The organism is Hydrogenovibrio kuenenii DSM 12350, assembly GCF_000526715.1.
GTDB classification, from domain to species: Bacteria; Pseudomonadota; Gammaproteobacteria; order Thiomicrospirales; family Thiomicrospiraceae; genus Hydrogenovibrio; species Hydrogenovibrio kuenenii.
Window position 1 is genome coordinate 753,363 of the sequence record NZ_JAGP01000001.1, and the last position, 20,790, is coordinate 774,152.

A 20,790-nucleotide genomic window follows, 5' to 3' on the forward strand; every position below is an offset into this window, starting at 1 on the left:
AATGAATTTTGATCAAATTAGCGAAGCAATGGTCGCTTACCCTGAACTTGAATCCCCTTCTTTTTTACAAGGTTTGCTGATGGGCCTTATGTGTGGCGATTCGGATTTAAAAGAAAGTGCTTGGGTCAAAAGAATTTTAGAAGAAGCAGATATTAAGTCTGTAAAAGAAAGTTTTTTACTGGTGTTGCATGAGCTTTATTTAGAAGCCGAAAAAGGGCTGAATGGTTCAGGATTTGAGCTGGAACTATGCTTGCCAGACGAGAATGAATCTTTGAAGTTTCGGGCAGCCATGCTCGGGCAATGGTGCGAAGGATTTTTATACGGTATGGGATTGGTCGGACAGGACGAAGGTAAGTTAACAGGAGATGTTAGCGAACTGTTCCGTGACTTTGGCGATATTGCCCGTATCGAAATTTTGGATTTGGAAGAACCAACGGATGAAGAAGAGTCTGACTTTATGCAATTAATGGAGTTCGTTAGAATCGGTGTGTTGACGATTAACGAAGAGCTCAATCCTGTTGAAGGTTCTCCCGTTATGACGCAACAACCACCGACGGATTCTTTGCATTAAAATCATTAGGAAATAGTTTTCATGAACCCCCAAAATTCTTTTGTGCAGAGAAGACAGAAAGTACTGGATGCCATGGTTGATCATTCTTTGTTGATGATCTCTTCTGGTGAAGAACAGATCCGCAATCATGATGTTGAATATCCCTTTCGTGTGCAGTCAGATTTTTACTATCTAACGGGTTTTGAAGAGCCTGATGCTGTGCTTGTGCTGATAAAACGTTCCTCAAATGACCATTTCGAACAGCAAAAAAGTGTGTTGTTTTTACGTCCGAAAGACATTGAAAAAGAAATCTGGCAAGGGCGTCGCCTTGGTGTCATAGATGCACCTTCAGCCCTTAAGATGGATGATGCTTTTTCCATAGAAGATTTTTCGGATGAAATGTCTGATCTGATTGAAGGTATAGAAAAGCTTTATTTTAGCTTTACGCAGTTGTCTGATTGGTCAGAGTTGTTAACAGGTTGGATAGCGGCACAAAAAGCGAAAGCGAGAAAAGGAATTGAAGCGCCTTCTAGTTTGTTAGATGCGGATGTGATGCTGCATGAAATGCGCGTTATTAAATCCGGTAGTGAAATCGACGTCATGAGAAAGGCTGCGCAAATTTCAGTGCAAGGTCATTTGGCAGCGATGTCTTGGGCGGCAAAACAGTTTATGCAAAAATCTGCCAGGCTGGGGTCGGAAGAACCTGTTTACGAATATCAGATGCAGGCTGCACTTGAACATAAGTTCAAAGAACAAGGTTCCATGCGAGTGGCTTTTAACTCTATTGCTGCTGGTGGAGAAAATGCCTGTATTCTGCATTACACAGAAAATAATGCACCATTAAAAGATGGTGATTTGGTGTTGGTCGATGCAGGTGCTGAGTATCAAGGTTATGCGGGTGATATTACCAACACTTTTCCATTGAATGGCCGTTTTTCAGAAGCGCAAAAAGCTTTGTATGAAGTCGTTTTGCAGGCTCAGCAAGCTGCGATTGCCGTTATTGCTCCTGGTGTTCGTTATGATGAGATGCATAAAGCATCGTCACAAGTATTAGTGGAAGGCCTGGTTTCACTGGGTATTTTAAATGACGATATTGATAGCTTACTAAAAGAAGAAGCCTATAAACCTTTCTTTATGCACGGTACTGGCCACTGGTTGGGTATGGATGTGCATGATGTGGGGCGTTATAAGATAGGTGGAGAGTGGCGACTTTTAGAACCTGGTATGGTGATAACGGTTGAGCCTGGTCTTTATATTTCTGCGGATGTTGGTAAAGAATACCAAGTTGATCAAAAATTTTGGAATATAGGTATTCGGATTGAGGATGACGTGCTTGTCACGAGTTCAGGTCATGAAGTACTGACCACAGGCTTGCCGAGAACGCCGCAAGAAATCGAAAACTTTATGCAAAATGAGGTTTAGTCATAGTGTCTAAAGCAGCACCAAGTGAAGCCGAAAGAACATCTATAGATGCCTTCATCAATGGTGGAGGTCCTGTAGGATTGATTTTGGCGATAGGGCTGGCAGCGCAAAACAGGCAAGTAGTTTTGGTTGAAAAGTCGCTTCCCAAAAAAGGACCTTCTTTTGATGGACGAGTTCTGGCACTAAGCTATGGCTCACGTTTAGTGTTGGAACAGCTTGGTATCTGGCAAAAACTTGAACCTTATGTGACAGAAATATTGGATATCCATGTTTCGCAAAAAGGTTTTATGGGTGTGACACATTTACATGCTTCTGAGGTGAAAGTGCCTGCACTTGGTTATAGTGTGACGGCATTTGACTTGGGGCAAGTGCTTTGGGAAATCGCTCAGCAAACACAAAATATACAGCTTTTTACAGAGTGTAGTTTGGAAGGCTTTGAGCAAAACGAAACTCGGGTATCGATTGATATTCAATGCTCTAAAAATGAAAGTCGACCTTTGGCGTTTGACGCCAAGATTTTGGTGGGCGCGGATGGTACTTACTCAAAAGTAAGAGAAGTTCTTAAGCTTTCCTTAGAAGAAAGTGATTATGGTGCTTTCGGTTTTATTGCTAAAATTGAAACTGAGCTGAATCCAAATGGTTGGGCTTTTGAGCGCTTTACTTCTGAAGGTCCGGTAGCTTTGCTGCCTATGGGCGGCCATTTCCATAAGGCTGTTATGGTTGTGCCTAGTGCAAAAATGGATGAAGTAAAAGCTTTGAGTGATGATGAGTTTATCGCTCGTTTCACTGAAAAAATGGGCGAAAGGCTGGGGCGTTTTGTCAGTGTCAGTGAACGAGTGGCTTATCCATTAAAAGAAACTTATGTGCCGCAAATGGTTGTAGGACGAGCGGTATTGATGGGCAATGCTTCTCATACTCAGCACCCAGTTGCGGCCCAAGGATTGAATCTAGGGATTAGTGATATCCAAGCGTTTTTGTCAGCGGTTGAGGCAGAGAATGATCTGGGGAATGCAGAGGCATTACTGAGTTATCAAACATCGCAACAAACGCATCATCAGAAGATTATGGGTTTCACAGACAGTTTAATTCAGGTATTTCAAGCGCCCTCTTCAGTGGTGGGGCACATGAGAGGCATAGGCTTAATGGCAATGGAAGCTATGCCGAGTTTGCGGAAAAGATTGTCTAAAATGGCAATGGGTTTGGCAAAGTAAGTGAGTTCAGTCAGGAAATAAGATGGCAAAGACGAAGCAAGTTAAGAATCAATACAATCAATCAGAAGATTCTCTTTACGATGTTGCAGTTGTAGGGGGTGGCATGGTTGGTGCGACGGTTGCACTTGGCTTGGCTAAAGGTGGATTTAAGGTAGCTTTGATTGAAAAGTCTCGTCCGTCTTTGGAATGGCAATCTTCGGATTCTTTTGAAACGCGTGTGAGTGCTCTGACGCGTGCATCGGAAAACATTTTAAAAAGTTTGGGCGCTTGGCCGGGTATTCTCAGCAAGCGCTATCACGCCTTTACTGATATGCATGTTTGGGAAGATATTTCCAATGCTCAGGTTCATTTTGCTGCGAAGGATATAGAGGAATCTAATCTGGGCTTCGTGGTTGAAAACAAAGTGATTCAAATTGCGTTATGGGAACAGTTGCTTGAGCAGCAAAACGTAACGATCTTAACGGATGGTTTATTGGCTTCAATCCAAGTGGCGGTTCAGCCTGGGGGAATAAGTTCAACTTATCTAGAATTTGATAATGGAAACACTATTCAAGCTAGTCTAGTAGTTGGAGCTGATGGTGCTTTTTCTAAAGTGCGACAGATGTCTGGTATTGGCTTAGAATCTCATGATTATGAGCAATGTGCTGTGGTGGGGTGTGTCGAAACCGAGTTGAGCCATCAAAACACTTGTTGGCAACGTTATCGAGAGGAAGGACCTTTCGCTTACCTTTGCATGAATGGTAATATCAGTTCTATTGCATGGTATATGCCTGTTGAGAAAATGGATTGGGCCATGTCATTAGATGATAAAGCATTTGCTGAAGAAGTGGAAAAGGCTTCGGGTGGCTGTTTGGGGAGAGTCATCAGTGTTAATAAGCGTGATGCTTTTCCTTTGACAAGACGTCATGCTTTGGAATACGTTAAGCCAGGTATTGCCTTAGTGGGTGATGCTGCACACACAATCCATCCGCAAGCAGGCCAAGGTGTAAACTTAGGTTTGTTAGATGCAGCTGCACTTATTGAAACCTTGGTAAATGCCAAGCAAGAAAATGCAGTATCTTGGAGCCGTTTTTCTGTTTTGCGCCGATATGAGCGCTGGCGCAAAGGTGATAACCAAATCGTTCAACGATCGATGGAAGGATTTGACTGGTTGTTTGAACAAGACAATAATGCAAAAAATGCAGTAAGAAAAGCTTTGCTACCGATGGCAAATCGTATGCAAGCTGCAAAAAATTGGTTGATGTCACAAGCACTTAAAGGGCGACATGCTTTGCCTGAACTTGCTAGAGATTAGATGCGAATATGAGAGATGAAGATTTAGAGTCCCCGGGTCTGTTGAAGGATTCAGTGCAAGAAAGAATCAAGCAGGTTAACCTGAGAGCTATCCTTGGGGTAGAGAGCGTTAATGCGGATGAAAGTCAGTTAGCGATAACGGTGGGGCGAATATTTACAGTCGCGGTTGTTATAGCTCTAATTGCTGTTTTAATTCAACTGGTATTAGGGCTTGCTCGTGATCATCAAGGTGATTTTTATGTCACAGTAGGCGTTTGGGTGGTATTTGCTGCTGAGTTAGGTGTGAACCTTCTCTTGGTAAAAAATAGGAAACGCTATCTACTTCATAATTGGTTGAATGTTGCCATTGTCGTTTTTGCATTTCCATGGTTTGATTATGGAACAGAGTGGGCAGCTATTCTAAGAATATTGAGGTTTATGCTGCTCATTAGGGTTGTTGTGGATATTTTTTGGGATGTCGTGCTTGTCTTGAAACGCAATAACTTTTGGTTGGTGCTTTTAGCTGAAACTATTTTGATTATTGTTTCGGGTGCTATTTTTGCAGCATTGGAACACCGAGATTTCTCAACGGGTATCTGGTATTCATTGGTCACCATTACGACAGTAGGTTATGGAGATGTTGTCCCTTATACTGAAAAAGGGCGCATTTTTGGCGCGATTTTGATTGTATTTGGTGTGGTCTTCTTTTCACTGATTACGGCGAATATTTCAGCGTTCTTAGTTGGTGCGGAGCAAAGAAGAACTGAAAAAGAAATTTTAGAGTACGTTAAAATCACTAAGTTGCGCTTGGAAGAGCAGTCTGAGTTGCATGAAAAACGTATGAACCATATCTTGACGCAGTTAACCGAAAAGCTTGAAACGATTGAGGATGAAATCGAAGAAAGGCAACATGCGCACCGACTGGCAAAACGTGTTAATGAATTTGAAGATAAACTGTCAAACGACTCAATGCATTTCCAGCGTCGGTTAGATGAAATTGAAAAGCATATTAATAGACGTGCTCAAGAATTAGAGTAAATCGGCAGTTAAAGCAGGTTTTTAGTGAAAGTTTTTGACTTTTAGCGGCAATGGTTCTATAGTCGAAACACTAAATTTTTTTATGAGACGGTTGAAAAAATTCATTTCACCGTTTCCTTGAACAAAGAGGCAAAATGAATGGCAGATAGAAGGCTCCAAGTTTTTTATACTGTTGCAAAAGTTCTAAGTTTTACAAAAGCAGCAGAAACCCTTCATATGACCCAACCAGCGGTCACATTACAAGTAAAGCAACTCGAAGAATTTTTTAATACTCGTCTCTTTGACAGAACGCATAACAAAATCTCATTGACGGATGCCGGCAAGATTGTCTATGACTATGCCGAGAAGATTCTCGATCACTACGATAAGATGAATAGTGAGGTGAGGGAGCTTACGGGTGAGGTGACCGGTAGCTTACTTATTGGGGCAAGTACCACGATTGCTGAATATATGTTGCCTAGCCTGCTTGGTGCGTTCAAGAAGCAATTTGAAGATGTTAATATTCGCCTGCAAGTTGGGAATACGGATGCTATCGTTGCTATGGTCGAGAACAATATGATTGATCTTGGCGTGGTAGAGGCACCTGTTTATAACAAAAACTTGGAAGTAGAAGTTTGCCGTTTAGATGAGATGGTGTTGATTGTTCCATTAGGGCATCCGCTTTCTAATCGAGACAAAATTTCAGTTGAAGATATTCGTAAGTATCACTATATCTCACGTGAAGAAGGTTCAGGTTCTCGTTCAGTGATTGATAGCTATATCCGTGAACAAGGTTTGAGTTACTCTGACTTGAGAGTGGTTATGGAACTTGGTAGTCCAGAAGCCGTTAAGATGGCAGTAGAATCAGATGTAGGGGTTGCGATTGTATCTAGAACAACCATTACCAAAGAACTGAAGTTAGGCACTCTAAAAGCTATTCCATTAGATCCGCCACTAGATCGTCCGTTCTCTCATGTGCGTCAAAAACACAAGTTTAGACATAGAGCAGTTGGTGAGCTTTTGGATTTTGCGGTAGATTACTGTAAAGAGAAAGCTGTTGAGCAAGGGTTTAAATTACCTTCTGAAGAAGATATGGAGAAGTATACTTCTAAGTCGTCATCAAATTGATGGATGGTGATTAAGGTTTAGAGCTTTAAAAAAAAAGCGGGCATTTGCCCGCTTTTTTGTTATTGGCATTTTAAAAAAAATCTGCCAGGCTGGGTATGTAAAAAAACATCATTAACCCAGCCTGGTAGATTTTTTGTTTCGATAGCCAGTTTAAAGGTTGTCCGAAGCAAACTCTGCCAAACGAGAACGTTCACCTTGTTTTAAGGTGATGTGTGCTGCATGAGGCCAGCTTTTAAAACGGTCAACGATATAAGTTAAGCCCGTTGTCGTCTCCGTTAGGTAAGGAGAGTCAATTTGTCCGATGTTTCCTAAACAAACGATTTTGGTGCCTTCGCCTGCACGAGTGACCAGCGTTTTCATTTGTTTTGGAGTGAGGTTTTGCGCTTCATCTAAAATAATGTATTTGTTTTGGAAGGTGCGCCCACGCATAAAGTTTAGAGATTTGATTTTGATGCGTTTGTTTAGCAATTCCTGTGTGGTTTCTTTTTCCCAGTCGGTATGTCCTTCGGATTTGGTGAGAACCTCAAGGTTATCCATTAAGGCTCCCATCCACGGCGTCATTTTCTCTTCTTCCGTTCCAGGTAAAAAACCAATGTCATCACCAATTGGAATTGTCGCACGAGTCATAATGATTTCGTTGTAAACACCTTCGTCAAGCGTTTGTTGCAAGGCAGCAGCTAAGGCAAGTAATGTTTTCCCTGTACCTGCAACGCCTAATAGTGAAACAAAGTCGATCCCTGGGTCGAGTAAAAAGTTCAAAGCCATGTTTTGTTCGTGGTTTCTTGCACTAATGCCCCAAACATTATGTTTGTTGTTTTCAAAATTGTGCATGTATTCGAGCGTAGCCACACCATTGTGAATATTGCGAACAATGGCGCTAAACCCTGATTCGTTTTCACTGACTAAACATTGGTTTGGATACCAGTGGCTATTGTCTCCAACTTCAATTTCATAAAAGGTATTGTTGTTTTCTTGCCAGGACTTCATTTTGCTGAAATTGTCTTCAAAAAAGTTCTCAGGCAAAACTTCCCAGCCACTGAATAATAGATCAGCATCTTCTAGTACGCGGTCGTTGTAGTAGTCTTCAGAGTGGAGGCCTGCTGCAGAAGACTTGATGCGCATGTTAATATCTTTCGTGACCAGTGTTACGCCACGATCTGGATACATGGCTTTCAGTGCTAAACCGGTTTGAAGAATATGGTTATCCGCTTTATGGCTAGGTAGTGATTTTGGTAGTTCTGCCAGTAATGGTTCAGTTTCAAAGAACAATTTGCCAAGATGAGAATTATCAGCGTCTTTATTAGGGTGTATGCGCTCTAAATCTAAGCCCTGTTTGATTTCTTCAAAAGTTGCTTTGTTGATAATCTGATCAATCAAGCGGTTGGTTTCACGTACGTTTCGGGAAACTTCCGACATCCCTTTTTTGCCTGCATCTAACTCTTCCAGCACGGTCATTGGCAAAAAGATGTCGTGCTCTTCAAAGTTGAACAATGCCATGGGATCATGCATCAATACATTAGTGTCGAGAATAAAAAGTCTTTTTACGGTATCAGTCATGAACTTTTCCTATATCAAAGTTTCATTTTTAATTGGATTGTAGTTGGCGAACTTGGTTGAGCACGTCATTGACGTGTTCTTTTACTCTGACTTTACGCCATTCGTAAATCAATTTGCCCTCAGGGTCGATCAAGAAAGTACTCCTTTCGATACCAAGATATTCACGACCGTAGTTCTTTTTAAGTTTGATAACATCGAAGATTTGACAGAGGACCTCGTTGTCATCACTGATCAATTCAAATGGAAAGCTGTATTTTGCTTTAAAGTTTTCATGTTTTTTGATGCTGTCTTTTGAAACGCCGAAAATTTGCGTGTTTAGTGCTTGAAAGTCATCAAAGTGCTGAGTGAAATCTAGGCCTTCATTAGTACAGCCTGGCGTATTGTCTTTGGGGTAAAAGTAAATGACTGTATAGTGGCCGAATAAAAGGTCTTGCGTTATAGTCTGGTTGGATGTGGCTTCTAAGTTAAACGTTGGAATAACGTCCCCAATTTTCAGGCTCATTTTGGCTCCTTTTTTTTAATCAGTATGCAATGAAAAAAAACATTGTTCAATGAAAATTTTGTGAAAACAAAAAAAGCGTGGAAAGCTGGTTGAAAGGCGAAAAGTCTGCTTGAAGAAAAGGGGGGGAAAAGGTAATATTATGCCTTTGCCCTTCGGTTATTTTTTTGGAGAATTTTACTGTGTTTAGAGGAAGTATGGTTGCTTTGGTCACGCCAATGTTGGCGGACGAATCCGTGGATTTCGATGCGCTTGAAAACTTAATTGAGCTACATGTCAAATCCAAGACCAAGGCAATTGTCGCGGTCGGTACCACGGGAGAGTCTGCGACCCTTGATATGGAAGAGCACTGTCGAGTCGTGCGTTTTGTTGTTGAAAAGGCTGCGGGACGTATCCCGGTGATTGCTGGAACAGGCGCAAACTCGACTTCTGAAGCTATTGAGTTGACACAATGCGCTAAAGAAGCGGGGGCAGATGCTTGTTTGTTGGTGACGCCTTATTACAACAAGCCTACGCAAGAAGGGCTGTATCTGCATTATAAAAAGATAGCTGAAACGGTTGATATCCCTCAGATTCTATACAATGTTCCTGGCCGTACTGCTTGTGATCTTTTGCCAGAAACGGTGGGTCGTCTAGCTTCTATTAAAAATATTATCGGTATAAAAGAAGCAACGGGCGATCTATCTCGTGTTGCAAAAATAAAAGCCTTGGTTTCAGAGGATTTTGATCTTTATACGGGTGATGATGCAACCGGTATCGAATTTGTTTTATTAGGCGGGCACGGAACTATTTCAGTAACGGCAAACGTTGCGCCTGCGATAATGGCGGAAGCTTTTGATGAAGCCTTAGCTGGTAATGCAGATAAAGCTAGAGCGCTTGACGCAAAAGTTGCTGAGTTACACTCCAAGTTGTTTGTGGAAGCCAATCCTATTCCTGTTAAATGGGCAATGTTTGAAATGGGGCTGATTGGCTCCGCAATACGTTTACCTTTAACTTCTTTATCATCAGCCTATCATGATGTTGTTAGACAGGCATTAAGAACCGCTGGGGCACTCTAAATTATTATGAAATTTATTCACTTTTTAAAGCGTGCGGCTGTCATCATGATGGCAGCATTTTTTCTCGCATCTTGTTCATCCACAGCTTCTAAAAATGCCAACGATGTTTTAAATAATTATGACGATACTGACTATCGTACAACTGAAACTAAGTTGGCACCGAATCTTGAAGTGCCACCTAATTTATTGGCACCACGCGCTGCCCCTGATGGTTTCGCTCAAGCGCTAAAAGAAGAAAAGGCTGACGAGCCTAAGCAAACGATTCCCACCTATAAGGCTCAAAATATAAAAGTGGAATCCAATTTTTCTGAACGTTGGCTGGTGATTAAAAGCTTAAGTAGCGACCAGGTCTGGAAAGGTGTGACAGCATTTTTAACTTCCAGTGGCTTTAAAATTAAAGAATCTCGTAAAGATATAGGGTTAATTAAGACGGACTTTACGCCTAGAAAAGAAATAGTGCCGCCAGATGCAATGAGTTCTATTACACGAGTCTTGAATAGCTGGCGCCCAGAGTTGGCAACAGGTGGTTATGATAGAGTGACCGCTAGAATTGTTTATGATGCAGACAAGAATGAAACTCGTGTCTACTTCTATAACACAACTATTTATGATGCGACTTCAATAAATGATAATGACTCGATTACGGTAGAAGATGCAACTGGCTGGCGAATCCGACATTATAGCCCGTTAGCTGAAGCGGTTACGCTATACCAGGCTTTGATCTTCTTTGGGACATCACAAGAAGATGCCTTAAAACAAATTCAGTCAGTTGAACAGCAGCGTCAGTTAGTGGGTGGCGATAGTGAGTTTGAAGGTGTTTTGTTCAATGCAGATAAAGATACTGTTTGGAATTATCTAATCGCGATGGTTTATCGTTCAGGTTGGCAGATTGACCATATGAAACCTAAATCCTATGCGCTTTGGGTGAAAATTCCTGAAGGTCTTAAAAAAGATAAGAGCTTTATGTCCAAACTGGCTTTTTGGAAGTCTGATGGCGTAGCTAAGCCAGTGGTCGTTAAATTATCATTAAGTGATGTTAAAGATGCTAAAACGACGCAAAGCCTCTTGAGAGTTCAAGCTCTTGAATCGGCAACGCCATTAAATGCAGATCAACAGAAAGCGATTGTTCAGTCGATGGGTCTGCTTACAAAATAATATTAAGTTTAATTAAGCCCCTGAAAAATGGGGTTTTTTTTATTGCCTCAATCTAAGGAATTGTCATGCAAATTATTTGGGGAAATCCTGCACATTCTCAATATCGTTTAGAAAAACTATTGGCGAAACTTCGTCAAAAACAGACTGTCGAATCAATTCGTTCACAGTATGTTTACTTTGTTGAAACCAATGAGGGTGTAGATCTTTCTGAAACGGATATTCGTAGTTTAAATGTGTTGTTAAATGAAACAGAACAGATGGTTTCAGGTGCGCTAGATGATTCATCATTTATCGTTGTACCACGATTGGGAACGATTTCTCCTTGGTCGTCTAAAGCAACGGATATTACCCACACTTGCGGAATTGAGTCGGTTCAGAGAATTGAACGAGGGATTGTCTATTTTGTTGAGGGTGTCGTTGGCGTTAATCAGCAAGAGATTGCTGCAGAAATTTATGATCGTATGATGGAGCAGGTTTTCTATAGCTTTGATGGTTTGTCAGGGTTGTTCTCTCATCAGTCCCCAAAACCTTACAACACGGTTGATGTTTTAGGTGGTGGTAGAGAGGCTTTGATTGCGGCTAATAGCGCAATGGGGTTGGCATTGTCAGTTGATGAAATTGATTACCTAGTAGATGCATTCACGAGTTTGAATCGAAATCCCGTTGATGCTGAGTTAATGATGTTCGCACAAGCCAACTCTGAACACTGTCGCCACAAAATCTTTAATGCGGATTGGACGATTGACGGTCAAAATAAGCCTAATTCGTTGTTTGGGATGATTCGTAACACTTATCAAAAAAATCCTCAGGGCGTGTTATCGGCCTACAGTGATAACGCTGCGGTTGTTGAAGGTTCTAAAGCATCGCGTTTTTACCCTGATCCATCAACAAGACGTTACAAATATAATGAAGAAAATGTTCATTTCCAGATAAAAGTAGAGACACACAACCATCCTACGGCAATTTCACCGTGGCCTGGAGCGGCCACTGGTTCCGGTGGGGAGATTCGTGATGAAGGGGCAACGGGGCGTGGGTCCAAGCCTAAAGCAGGATTAACAGGTTTTACCGTTTCGAACTTGAATATTCCTGGCTACAAACAGCCTTGGGAAAGAGAGTATGGCAAGCCTTCTCGCATTGTGTCTGCGTTTGATATTATGGTCGAAGGACCATTGGGTGCAGCAGGCTTTAATAACGAGTTTGGTCGACCTGCAATCAATGGTTATTTTCGTACTTATGAAAATGCCATGATTACCCATGATGGTGAAGAAATTCGTGGTTACCACAAGCCAATTATGTTGGCAGGTGGTTTGGGTAATATCCGTGAGCAGCATATCCAGAAAAACGATATTCCTGTAGGTGCGAAATTAGTTGTGCTAGGCGGTCCTGCCATGTTGATTGGTTTAGGTGGCGGTGCAGCTTCCTCTGTGGATAGTGGGAAAGGCTCCGAAACACTTGATTTTGCTTCTGTGCAACGTGAAAACCCAGAAATGGAAAGACGCGCACAAGAAGTAATTGATCGTTGTACCTATTTAGGTGATGACTCTCCTGTTGCTTCAATTCATGATGTGGGGGCTGGCGGTTTGTCCAATGCTTTTCCTGAACTGGTGAATGATGCTGGTCGAGGTGGAAGCTTTAATTTAAGAAATGTACCAAATGACGAGCCGGGTATGTCGCCAATGGAGATTTGGTGTAACGAATCTCAAGAACGTTATGTTATCGCCATTTACCCTGATAAATTAGAGGAATTTGAAGCGATTTGTCGTCGTGAACGCTGTCTTTATGCTGTGGTTGGTGAGGCGACTAAAGAACAGAAGTTGGTTGTGAATGATACGGTGTTTGATAACAACCCTGTTGATATGCCGTTAAATGTTTTACTAGGTAAGCCACCTAAAATGCATCGTGCGGTAGAAACACGTCTTATTCCTCAACCAGGTTTTGAACCTGCAGTATTGAATATGGATGATGTTGCTGAGAGATTATTAAAATTACCGACAATTGCCAGCAAAAACTTTTTGATTACTATCGGAGATAGAAGTATCACCGGTATGGTGACAAGAGATCAAATGGTTGGCCCATGGCAAGTACCTGTAGCAAATGCGGGTATTACTTGTTCTGATTATCTTGGTTATACCGGTGAAGCGATGGCTTCAGGTGAAAGACCGCCTGTTGCATTAATTAATCCAAAAGCATCAGCGCGTTTGTCAATCGCCGAAGCAATTACTAATATTGCTTGTGCAAAAATTTCCGATATTAGTGAGATTAAAATTTCTGCAAACTGGATGGCAGCAGCAGGGCATCCAGGTGAAGATTCTGCTTTATATGATGCCGTTGAAACGGTCGGTTTGGAATTGTGTCCTGAGTTAGGTATTGCTGTGCCAGTTGGTAAAGACTCTATGTCGATGAAAACAGTTTGGCAAGATGATGATGGTGAGCAAAAGTCAGTGACGTCTCCAGTATCATTGAATATCACTACTTTTGCACGTGTTGAGGATGTTCGCAAAACGGTTACACCTCAATTGAGAACAGACTTGGGCGATACTCGCATTCTTGCTATTGATTTAGGGAAAGGCCAAAACCGTTTAGGTGGAAGTTGCTTAGCTCAGGTTTATAACCAAATTGGTGATGAAGCAGCGGACTTGGATTCTGCGCAAGATTTGAAGAACTTCTTTGTCGCTATTCAGGCATTGATGGCGGATGATAAGTTATTGGCTTATCACGATCGTGCTGATGGTGGGTTCTTAATCACTGCGTTAGAAATGGCGTTTGCGGGTCATTGTGGTTTGGCTTTGGATGTCAGTCCTTTAGGTTCTGAGTCAGTGTCTGCACTTTGTGCTGAAGAAGTGGGTGCGTTGATTCAAGTTAAAGCTTCGGATTTAGAGGTGGTTAACGCAGTATTGTCTCAATATGGTTTGGCTGAAATGACGTTTGATATCGGCTCTACCACTTCGGATGATCGCGTTTCGATTCAAGCGCATGGAAAAACAGTGCTTCAAGGTGAGCGTAAGCAGTATCAATCTTGGTGGTCGGAAACTAGCTATAAGATGCAAGCTTACCGTGATAATGAAGAGTGTGCAAAACAAGAATTTGATGCGATTGTTAATGATGATAAGACTGAGATTAAGCCTTTCGTCAGCTTTGATCAAAATGAAGATATTACAATAGGCTTCAGTCGTGAAAATCGACCAAAAGTAGCTATTCTCAGAGAGCAAGGTGTTAATGGGCAGCAAGAAATGGCCGCAGCTTTTGAAAAAGCAGGTTTTGATGCTGTTGATGTTCATATGACAGATGTGTTGTCTGGAGAAGTGAGCTTTAGAGACTATAAAGGTCTTGTTGCTTGTGGTGGTTTCTCATATGGTGATGTGCTTGGTGCAGGTAGAGGTTGGGCAAATTCAATTTTGTTTAACCCTGTAGCAAGAAATGAATTTGAGAGCTTTTTTAACCGAGAAGATACTTTTACATTAGGTGTTTGCAACGGTTGTCAAATGCTGTCGAATTTGAAAGAAATTATTCCTGGTGCAGAAGGTTGGCCGAAATTTGTTCGAAATCAGTCAGAGCAGTTTGAAGCACGTTTTTCTCTGGTTGAGATTCAATCTTCCCCTTCGATTTTATTGCAAGGTATGGAAGGATCTAGAATTCCGGTTGCGGTAGCGCATGGTGAAGGACGAATGGATTTTGGAGAAGGATCGTCTGCAAGTGTGGATGGTTTGGTTGGTGTGCGTTACATCAATGCCGATGGCGAACCAACAGAAACGTATCCTTTTAATCCAAATGGTACGGAAGCAGGTATGACAGGTTTAACGACTAAAGATGGTCGTGTGACGATTATGATGCCACACCCAGAGCGAGTCTTTAGAACAGTACAAAATTCATGGCATCCTGACGATTGGCAGGAAGATGCTCCATGGATGCGTTTGTTTAGAAATGCCAGAAAATGGGTTGGATAAAAGCGTTAAAACGTTTGTAAATGGAGTTTATTCCATAAAATTTAGTAGGAAAGCAATAATATGTCTTTATTTGACTTTTATAGCGTATTTCTATAATGTTATCCGACTTTAAAAAAACTTATTACTTATAGCGATTATTAAAGAAATTTAATAACAATTTTCAATTTAGCAAAACGGAGTAGGAGACTATGTCTTTAAATCGTCGTGAATTTCTTCATGTGATGTCTATGGCCGCTGCAGCAGGTATGTTACCAGGTACTGCAAGCGCTATGTCATCTAGCCCAGAAAAGAAAAAAGGTGCTGCGGCATCAATGGATATGTATAACTTGCCTATGAAGGGTAAAGTTCGCTTGTTGCACATTACAGATACTCATGCACAGTTGAAGCCTATCTACTTCCGTGAGCCTAACGTTAACTTGGGTACTGGTCCAGCATTCGGTAAGTTGCCACATGTTGTAGGTCACAAGTTGATTAAAGAGTTAGGCATCAAAGAAAATACACCTTTGTCATATGCGTTTTCTTATTTGAACTTCCCTGATGCGGCTGCTCAATACGGTAAAGTTGGTGGTTTTGCTCACGTTAAAACTTTGTTAGACAAGTTGCGTGAAACTGCTGGTGGACGTGATAACACTTTGACTATGGATGGTGGTGACTTGTGGCATGGTTCTGCTACAGCGCTTTGGACTCGTGGTCAAGATATGGTTGAAGCGTCAAATATCCTAGGTATTGATATTATGACTGGTCACTGGGAGTTTACTTATAAAGAAGATGAGGTTTTGACTAACCTTGGTAAATTCAAAGGTGAATTCTTAGCGCAAAACATTCGTATTAAAGAAGATTCTTTATTTGGTGATGACTATAAAGATATGACGGATCGTCATAATGGTATTGGTCTTTACAATGAAGATGAAGCTCGTGCATTCAAACCATATACTGTGAAGATTGTTAATGGTGAGCGTATTGCTGTTGTTGGTCAAGCTTTCCCACGTACGGCAAATGCTAACCCACAGTCTAACTTCCCAGATTGGTCATTTGGTCTTCGTGAACAAGCGCTTCAAGAGACTGTTGATAAGATCCGTAAACAAGAAAAAGTTGCAGCTGTTGTAATGATTTCTCATAACGGTATGGATGTTGATATCAAGATGGCTTCTCGTGTTAACGGTATCGATGCAATCTTCGGTGGTCATACACATGATGGTGTTCCAAAAACGATCGACGTAAAAACACCTGAAGGTGGTGTATGTTACGTAACGAACGCTGGTTCTAACGGTAAGTTCGTTGGTTGTATGGATTTGGATATTCAGAACGGTAAGTTGAGAGGTGTTAACTACTCACTATTGCCTGTTTTCTCTAACGTATTGCCAGCTGACCAAGAAGTAACTACTTTCTTGGATCACCTATATACTAAGAAATATGACACGAATATCGTAGAATCTCGTGATCCTTCTCGCGCTTATAACAAAGACCGTCTAGGTAAAACTTACGGTGAGATTCTAAGTGAAGAGTTAGCTGTAGCTGAAGATACACTTTACCGTCGTGGTAACTTCATGGGTACTTGGGATCAAATCATCGTAAACTCACTACGTGAAGAGCATGATACTCAATTAGCTATGTCAGCTGGTGTTCGTTGGGGTACTTCCGTTCTAGCTGGTGAAACTATTACTATGGAGCGTGTAATGGATGAAACTTCTATGACTTATGGTGAAACTTATAAGTCTGAAGTAACAGGTGCTCAAATGAAAGATATCCTAGAAGGTATCTGTGAAAACCTATTCCAAAAAGATCCATACCTACAATCTGGTGGTGATATGGTGCGTCTAGGTGGTATGGATTACACTTGTGAGCCAAACGCTTCACTTGGTAACCGTATCTCTAATATGCGTTTAGATGATGGTACACCTCTTGATCCAAGCAAAAAGTACAGTGTTGCTGGTTGGGCTCAAGTTGAGTCAGTTGGTAGTGGCCGTTTGATGTGGGATGTTGCTGCTGATTACCTACGTAATCATAAGAACGACATGAAGCTTAAGAAGGTGAATCACCCAACACTTAAGGGTGTTAAAAACAACCCAGGTATCGAAGCATACCCAGGTAAAATGCTTTAATATTTTATATATACTGAAGCTAATAAAAAAACCCGCCTTGCGCGGGTTTTTTTATGCGCGTTAGAAAAAGGGGGAGCTGGTTAGGTGTTTAGTTGTTCATTGGTGTTGGAGATATATATGTAGGGAGTGATCTCAAGGCTTTGCTTGTGGTCTAAATGTGCTACGGTTTGTATTGTGTTAAGAGTGTTGTTAGGGTTGTAGCTATAATTTAATGAAATGTTTGTAAAAGAATAGAGGGGTGGAGTATTGAGGCAATGTCGAGTTTAAGCTATAGAATTTGGATGGGATTTAAAAGACAAAAGAAAGTGGGGCGAATGACGGGGATTGAACCCGCGACAACAGGAATCACAATCCTGGGCTCTACCAACTGAGCTACATCCGCCATAGTAGGTGTTTCAAAAGAGTATGACACACCTTAAAATGGTGCGCCCATCAGGATTCGAACCTGAAACCCTCGCCTTAGAAGGGCGATGCACTATCCAGTTGTGCTATGGGCGCTCTTTCGAACCTTGTTGTATTCAATTTATATAAAATCAAACACGGAATTATTGGTCGGAGTAGAGGGATTTGAACCCCCGACCACTTGTACCCAAAACAAGTGCGCTACCAGGCTGCGCTATACTCCGATAAGATGCGGCGTATTTTATAGAGCACTGCTAAAGCTGTCAACCTATAAAATAAGATTTTTTAAAAATAATAGAGTTAAAAAACAAAGTGGGAAGAGCTTCTTAGTTTTAGCTAGATTTTTTGAAATGCGTTATGATATGCGCCAAGAGAAAAATACGATGGAGAATTGTTTATGGCGGCAAAAATTTTGGATGGAAAAGCCATTGCTCTTGAGTTGAGAGAGTCAATTGCTGAAGAAATAAAGAGTCAGGTTGCTAAAGGAAATAAAGCACCTGGATTGGCTGTTATTTTGGTGGGCGAAGATCCTGCATCACAAGTGTATGTAAGAAATAAAAAGATTGCTTGTGAGAAGGCTGGTTTTGTTGATGTATCAATGGAGTTACCTGCTTCGACCACACAAGAAGAATTATTAGCAAGAATTGATGAGCTGAATGCTAGAGATGATGTTCATGGCATTATTGTTCAATTGCCCGTGCCTAAACATATTGATCCTGAAGAATTGATCGAGCGCATTGATCCTAAAAAAGATGTTGATGGTTTTCATCCATATAATATGGGGCGTTTGGCAACACGTATGCCTGTATTGGCGCCTTGTACGCCACATGGTGTGATGACGATGCTTGCAAAAACAGGTATTCCGTTAAGAGGATTGAATGCAGTAGTAGTGGGAGCATCTAATATTGTGGGTGTACCTATGACACTTGAGCTGCTAAACGAGCGTGCAACGGTCACGGTTTGTCATAGCGCTACTAAAGACCTTGCGAAAAAAGTGAGTGAAGCGGATATTGTTGTAGTTGGTGTTGGTATCCCTGAGATGGTGAAAGGTGACTGGATTAAGGACGGCGCCATTGTTATTGATGTTGGTATTAATCGTTTGGAAGATGGTCGTTTAGTCGGTGATGTTGAATATGAAGTCGCTAAAGAAAAAGCCAGTTGGATTACGCCTGTGCCTGGTGGTGTAGGGCCAATGACCATTGCAACGTTATTACAAAATACCTTGCAAGCAGCTTATGAATTGTAAGTATGGAATTGAATAAAAAAAGCCCGGCAATTGCCGGGCTTTTTTGTAACAGATTTTTTATAGATTAAGCATCTTTTTCATCAGTTTTTGAAGCATTGTCAGCTGCTGATTCGGTATCCGTTGAAGCTGTTTGAGTTGGTGTGATGCCTAAGTATTTGTTGGTGAAATCGGTCATGCCTTTGGTAACTAAGTCCCACGTACTATTGAAGTTGTCTTTGATTTGACCATCAAAAACCTTGAGGTCACTCAAAATACCTTTAGCCTCATCAAACCCTTGTTTTAAACCGCCACCGACAACTTCATTGAATTTATCCATTAAAGCTTGCCCCTGCAATTCAGGGTGAATTTTTTGAAAGCCGTTTAAAAAGGCAGTTGAGCCTGAAACAATACGGTTTGCGGTGTTTTCTGGAGACCAGTATTCTATCCCACCTTGTTTTTTAAGGTTTTTTTCACTGATAGGCGCTGTGTCAGAATTATTCTTGCTCTTGTCTGTACTTGTTTCACCAGTAGCTTTTGCATCAGCAGATAGGATTTCATTCAGTTTGCTAATTGCTGCTTGATAAGTCATTTTCAGCGCATCACTAGGCGCACTTTCTTTATTGCTAAACAGTGATGTTACAATGCTGGATTGTTGAGAGCTTTTAGAAGAGCTGATTTCAACACCATATTGTGCGGCTCTCTGCGCAGCAATATCCAATCCTTTTGCTTTGTTATTCGTTTGATTGGCATTGTTTTGGTAAGTCTGAACTAAGTCAGTAATAGTTGTGGCAGCCATAATCTATTTCCTTCTGGTCAATGAAGAATTTTCTTCTAATGTTTTTTTATTTTACGCTTCTCATAAATGACTGAAAAGCTTTATATTTTTGTAAATAAGTTATCGGCCATAAGTGCTATTTCTTGAGAAATGTTTCATTGTTAGGTGTATTTGGATTAAGTATGTAAGAATTGTGTTTTTTGTGCTGTAACATGGCTGAATACTCTTGGCAAAAGTGATAAAATTCTCCTTTTTTATTGGGGCAGCTTTATGGCGAGGTCAAAAAAGATTTTTATCTTTGATCCGGATAAAGTCCTCATAGCCGTAAAAGACACCTAACAACAATGGAATTAAACCCGATTTATAGCAAAATCAAAGATTACTCTGAGCGTACGCAAGTGCTTAGGGGGTATCTTTGACTTTGAAACCAAACAAGAGCGCTTAGTCGAAGTCGATAGAGAGTTAGAAGACCCTACGATTTGGAATGATCCAGAAAAAGCCCAAGCGCTAGGAAAAGAAAAATCTCAATTAGATTTGGTTGTAAAAACTATCAATGACTTGGAATCTAGTCTTGAGTCTGTTCAAGAAATTCTTGAAATGGCGGAGATGGATGAAGATGAAGAAATGGTCAATGAGGTTGAAGAAGAATTATCCCGCCTTGAACAGATGCTTGATAAGCTGGAATTTCAGAGAATGTTCTCAGGCGAGTTGGATGCTAATAGTTGCTATCTCGAAATTCAGTCAGGTTCTGGTGGAACCGAAGCGCAAGATTGGGCAAATATATTGCTCAGAATGTATTTGCGTTGGGCCGAGTCACATGACTTTAAAGCAGAAATTTTAGAAATTTCGGATGGTGATGTTGCGGGTATTAAAGGTGCGACTGTTCATGTGCAAGGTGATTATGCCTACGGTTGGTTAAGAACAGAAACAGGTGTACATCGTTTGGTGCGAAAATCACCTTTTGATTCAGGAAATCGTCGACACACCTCTTTTGCATCCGTATTTATTTCACCTGAAATTGATGACAGTTTTGAGATTGAAATCAACCCAGCCGATTTGAGGATTGATGTTTATCGTGCGAGTGGTGCAGGTGGGCAGCATGTCAACCGAACAGAGTCTGCTGTACGTATTACGCATTTACCGACAAATACGGTGACTCAGTGTCAAAATGGTCGATCACAGCATCAAAATAAAGCGGAAGCAATGAAGCAGCTACGAGCTAAGCTTTATGAATTAGAAATGCAAAGCCGTAATGCTGAAAAGCAGCAGTTAGAAGATAGTAAGTCCGATATTGGTTGGGGAAGTCAAATTCGATCTTATGTCTTAGATTCGGGACGAATCAAAGACTTGAGAAGTAATATCGAAACGGGAAATACCGGTGCTGTATTGGATGGTGATTTGGATCAGTTTATTATTCCAAACCTGAAAGCGGGCGTTTAGCCAATAACTACCTGAAAGTAAATATTCTATACA

General features: G+C 41.2%; 15 protein-coding genes and 3 tRNA genes. 12 read left to right on the top strand and 6 right to left on the bottom strand.

Annotation, left to right across the window (positions count from 1 at the left end):
* Nucleotide 1 precedes the first annotated feature (1 nt).
* From N745_RS0103490 to N745_RS0103515, 6 genes are all read left to right on the top strand, one after another.
* Complete coding sequence (locus N745_RS0103490) at nucleotides 2–571, top strand: UPF0149 family protein (RefSeq protein WP_024850752.1); 570 nt, start codon at nucleotides 2–4, stop codon at nucleotides 569–571.
* Between the two features lie 21 nt (nucleotides 572–592).
* Nucleotides 593–1,972: a Xaa-Pro aminopeptidase gene (gene pepP, locus N745_RS0103495; RefSeq protein ID WP_024850753.1), complete on the top strand. Its 1,380-nt coding sequence runs from the start codon at nucleotides 593–595 to the stop codon at nucleotides 1,970–1,972.
* Nucleotides 1,973–1,977: 5 nt separating this feature from the next.
* Complete coding sequence (locus N745_RS0103500; protein ID WP_024850754.1) at nucleotides 1,978–3,183, top strand: FAD-dependent monooxygenase; 1,206 nt, start codon at nucleotides 1,978–1,980, stop codon at nucleotides 3,181–3,183.
* A 22-nt stretch (nucleotides 3,184–3,205) separates the two neighbouring features.
* Nucleotides 3,206–4,477 carry a UbiH/UbiF/VisC/COQ6 family ubiquinone biosynthesis hydroxylase gene (locus tag N745_RS0103505; protein WP_024850755.1) on the top strand — a complete coding sequence of 424 codons (1,272 nt, stop codon included), beginning with the start codon at nucleotides 3,206–3,208 and terminating at the stop codon, nucleotides 4,475–4,477.
* Between the two features lie 8 nt (nucleotides 4,478–4,485).
* Nucleotides 4,486–5,493 (top strand): potassium channel family protein, encoded by a 1,008-nt coding sequence (locus tag N745_RS11665; protein ID WP_024850756.1) that lies wholly within the window; start codon nucleotides 4,486–4,488, stop codon nucleotides 5,491–5,493.
* Between the two features lie 138 nt (nucleotides 5,494–5,631).
* Nucleotides 5,632–6,600, top strand: coding sequence for a LysR family transcriptional regulator (locus N745_RS0103515; protein WP_024850757.1), 969 nt, complete (start codon nucleotides 5,632–5,634; stop codon nucleotides 6,598–6,600).
* Between the two features lie 150 nt (nucleotides 6,601–6,750).
* Here the strand turns inward: N745_RS0103515 and N745_RS0103520 are convergent, their stop codons facing one another.
* Nucleotides 6,751–8,157, bottom strand: a complete 1,407-nt coding sequence (locus N745_RS0103520) for a PhoH family protein (protein WP_024850758.1) — start codon at nucleotides 8,155–8,157, stop codon at nucleotides 6,751–6,753.
* Between the two features lie 28 nt (nucleotides 8,158–8,185).
* Nucleotides 8,186–8,659, bottom strand: a complete 474-nt coding sequence (locus tag N745_RS0103525; protein ID WP_024850759.1) for a peroxiredoxin — start codon at nucleotides 8,657–8,659, stop codon at nucleotides 8,186–8,188.
* Between the two features lie 179 nt (nucleotides 8,660–8,838).
* Here N745_RS0103525 and dapA point away from each other — a divergent pair, with 179 nt between their 5' ends.
* The 4 genes from dapA to N745_RS0103545 all read left to right on the top strand — a co-directional run bounded on the left by dapA (nucleotide 8,839) and on the right by N745_RS0103545 (nucleotide 16,915).
* Complete coding sequence (dapA, locus tag N745_RS0103530; RefSeq protein ID WP_024850760.1) at nucleotides 8,839–9,714, top strand: 4-hydroxy-tetrahydrodipicolinate synthase; 876 nt, start codon at nucleotides 8,839–8,841, stop codon at nucleotides 9,712–9,714.
* 6 nt (nucleotides 9,715–9,720) lie between these two features.
* Nucleotides 9,721–10,869 (top strand): outer membrane protein assembly factor BamC, encoded by a 1,149-nt coding sequence (locus tag N745_RS0103535; protein ID WP_024850761.1) that lies wholly within the window; start codon nucleotides 9,721–9,723, stop codon nucleotides 10,867–10,869.
* A 65-nt stretch (nucleotides 10,870–10,934) separates the two neighbouring features.
* Nucleotides 10,935–14,813 (top strand): phosphoribosylformylglycinamidine synthase, encoded by a 3,879-nt coding sequence (gene purL / locus N745_RS0103540; RefSeq protein WP_024850762.1) that lies wholly within the window; start codon nucleotides 10,935–10,937, stop codon nucleotides 14,811–14,813.
* Nucleotides 14,814–15,001: 188 nt separating this feature from the next.
* The gene (locus N745_RS0103545) at nucleotides 15,002–16,915 is read left to right on the top strand and encodes a 5'-nucleotidase C-terminal domain-containing protein (RefSeq protein ID WP_024850763.1); all 1,914 of its coding nucleotides are present in this window, start codon (nucleotides 15,002–15,004) and stop codon (nucleotides 16,913–16,915) included.
* A gap of 306 nt (nucleotides 16,916–17,221) precedes the next feature.
* On the opposite strand, the gene N745_RS0103550 is transcribed toward N745_RS0103545, so the two are convergent.
* From N745_RS0103550 to N745_RS0103560, 3 genes are all read right to left on the bottom strand, one after another.
* Nucleotides 17,222–17,297, bottom strand: a tRNA-His gene (locus tag N745_RS0103550).
* A gap of 39 nt (nucleotides 17,298–17,336) precedes the next feature.
* Nucleotides 17,337–17,413, bottom strand: a tRNA-Arg gene (locus N745_RS0103555).
* A gap of 51 nt (nucleotides 17,414–17,464) precedes the next feature.
* Nucleotides 17,465–17,541 (bottom strand) — tRNA-Pro (locus N745_RS0103560).
* 173 nt (nucleotides 17,542–17,714) lie between these two features.
* Here N745_RS0103560 and folD point away from each other — a divergent pair.
* Nucleotides 17,715–18,563, top strand: a complete 849-nt coding sequence (gene folD / locus N745_RS0103565) for a bifunctional methylenetetrahydrofolate dehydrogenase/methenyltetrahydrofolate cyclohydrolase FolD (RefSeq protein ID WP_024850764.1) — start codon at nucleotides 17,715–17,717, stop codon at nucleotides 18,561–18,563.
* 64 nt (nucleotides 18,564–18,627) lie between these two features.
* Here the strand turns inward: folD and N745_RS0103570 are convergent, their stop codons facing one another.
* Nucleotides 18,628–19,338, bottom strand: coding sequence for a DUF5610 domain-containing protein (locus N745_RS0103570; RefSeq protein ID WP_024850765.1), 711 nt, complete (start codon nucleotides 19,336–19,338; stop codon nucleotides 18,628–18,630).
* Between the two features lie 323 nt (nucleotides 19,339–19,661).
* Here N745_RS0103570 and prfB point away from each other — a divergent pair.
* Nucleotides 19,662–20,757, top strand: a protein-coding gene (gene prfB / locus N745_RS0103575) for a peptide chain release factor 2 (RefSeq protein WP_096761355.1) whose coding sequence is annotated in 2 segments (ribosomal slippage) — nucleotides 19,662–19,733 and nucleotides 19,735–20,757 — 1,095 coding nt in all. Because the reading frame shifts where the segments join, the coding sequence is not laid out codon by codon here.
* Nucleotides 20,758–20,790 lie beyond the last annotated feature (33 nt).